At 75.4% G+C, this 2472-nt stretch carries 1 protein-coding gene; it reads left to right on the top strand.

Annotated features, from left to right (window positions below; all coding sequences use genetic code 11):
• On the top strand, positions 1-2472 hold a 2472-nt coding region (locus tag H0523_RS31845; RefSeq protein ID WP_180180310.1), incomplete at both ends, for an ankyrin repeat domain-containing protein.

The following is a 2472-nucleotide window of genomic DNA, read 5'->3' as shown; positions in this document are numbered from 1 at the left end:
CCCGGCCGAATTCCAGATCGATCCGCCGCCGCCGCCCGCCGCGCCGCCGTCCGTGGCGCCACCGCCCCCGGCCGCGCCGCCACCCAAGCCGCGGTCCGATTGCGACTGCGTATCGCCCTACCGCGAATACCAGGCGGCCGAGACCGCCGAGACCCGCGCCTTGTTCAGCGCCGCCGCCGCCGGCGACGAGGCGGCCTTCACCGCCGCGCTGGCCAAAGTGAAGCAGCCGGGCGACTACGCGCTGGAAGGCGTGCCGCTGCTGCACGCGCTGCTGAGGCCGGCGGGCGAGCGCGGCAAGCACGTGTATTGGGACATGCCGGCGGACGAGGCGGCGCGCCTGCGCCAGGCCTATCAGGCCGCGCTGCCGGCCCGCAGCCGCATGCTGGCGGCGCTGCTGGCGACCCGGCCGGCGCTCGACGACATCACCTACGAATCGCGCCGTCCGTCGCTGCAACTGGCCCTGCTGTACGGCACGCCCGAGATCCTGGACATGCTGCTGGCCGCCGGCGCCCGGCCCGACCAGCGCGGCGACGAGAACAAGACCCCGCTCGAATTCCTGCTCAATCGCGATTTCGAATTCGCGGTGCGCATGACGTATCTGCCGCGGCTGGTCGACCGGCCGCAGACCACGCGCATGGTGCTGGCGCTGCTCAAGGCCGGCGCCGCGCGCCCCTTCGCCTATATCGACGAGCACGCCGACGACGCCACGCGCCAGGCCTTCAAGGACGCGCAGGGCCAACCGCGCCACGCCGCGGACTACCTGGCGTGGGGGCCGCTGGTCGAACTGACCGAAGGCGCCGAGGTGGTGCGGGCGCTGGCCGCCACCGGCACCCGGCCCGCCTATGGCGAGGGCGTCAGTCCGCTGGCGCTGGCCGCCTACACCGGCAACGCCGGCGCGGTCACGGCGCTGGCCGAACTGGGGCCGCGCACGACGCCGGAGACGGGCTATGGCGCCAGCGGCGACCGCGACCTGTGGCTGGACGCGGCGCAGGCGGCCGTGGCGGCGGGGCACGGCGACATCGCCGTGCCGCTGCTGCGCGCCGGCATGCCGTTCAACCAGCGCGGACCGCAGACCGGCGACGCGGCGGTCTTCCTGAGGATGGAGGCCGACGAGCGCCCCATCATGAACCTGGCGGCCCGCAAGGGCGACGTCGCCGTGCTGCGGCGCCTGCTGGCGCTGGGCGCGGCGGTCGATGGCGACGGCGCCGAACAGAATGGCGACACGCCGCTGGCGGACGCGGTCGGCGCGCGCCAGGCGGATGCCGTGCGCGTTCTGCTGGCCGCGGGCGCCAACCCCGCGCTGGTGCGCGAAGGCTACGACCGCAAGTCCGCGCTGCAACGCGCGATCGAGGCGGACGACGCGCCGCTGCTGCACGACCTGCTGGCGGCCACGCCGCCGGCCGCCTTGCAGGCCTTGCTGGCCGACCCCGCGCGGTCGCCGCTGGCGCAGGCGCTGCGCCAGCCGGGCAAGCAGGGCGCGGCCATGTTGCGCAACCTGGTCGACGCCGGCCTCGACCTGAAGACGCTCGATGCCGGCGCCATCCGCCAGGCGCTGGAGAACCGCGATGCGGAGATGGCCAGATACCTGATCGACGCCGGCGTGGCGGTCAATCCGCCGGCCACGGCGGCGGCGTCGGACGACCCTTATGACAACAAGGGCGTGCCGCCCTTGCTGGTGGCGGTGACCTCGGGCCAGGCGGCCGTGGTTGAAGCGCTGCTGGCCAAGGGCGCCGATCCGCTCGGCCTGGCGCCCGACGGCCGCAGCGCCCTGTATTGGGCCATCGGCGGCGGCGATAGCGCCATGCTCGACCGCCTGCTGGGCGCGGGCGCGCGGCTCGACGATCCGCGCCTGCCGCGCGCGCCGGCCAGCCATGCCTTGCTGAACGCGGCGCTGGCCTCCGGCGACATGGCGCTGGTCAAGCGCGTGGAGCAGGGCGCCAAACAGCCGCTGGCCGATGCCTGCCTGCCGTCGGGCGCGGAATACGCGCTGCTCGACCGGCCCGGGTACTTCGCGCAATTGCAGGCGGCGGGCTACGCCGGCGCGCGCGCCGAGTGCGCCGGCAAGGACGGGGCCTTGCCGCAGCGGCTGTTGTCGGCGCTGTTGCGCGACCGCCAGTTGGCGATCGCGCGCCGCGACACGGTGATCGATGTGCTCACGCGCCTGAAGGCCATGGGCGCCGACCTGGACGCGCGCCAGGCCGAGAGCGGCGCCACGCCGCTGGTGGCCGCCATCGAGCTGGGCCGCGCCGATCTGGCCGACGCCCTGCTGGCGGCGGGCGCCAGCCCGGATGCGGCCGATGCGCAAGGCCGCAGTCCGGCCTGGACGGCGCTGGCCAGCGGCCAGCCGGACATGCTGGCGCTGCTGGCGCGGCGCCACGCGCGCTTCGATGGCGCGGCGGCGCCCTCGGGCCAGTCCTTCAGCCAGACGCTGGCATGCCAGGCCGCGCCCGACTTCGCCGCCGCGCTGCAGGC

Origin of the sequence: Achromobacter insuavis, from assembly GCF_902859645.1 — a bacterium.
In the GTDB taxonomy this organism is placed as follows: Bacteria; Pseudomonadota; Gammaproteobacteria; order Burkholderiales; family Burkholderiaceae_B; genus Achromobacter; species Achromobacter insuavis.
The sequence above is the reverse complement of the archived record's forward strand: the minus strand, read 5'-3'. Positions and strand labels throughout refer to the sequence as shown.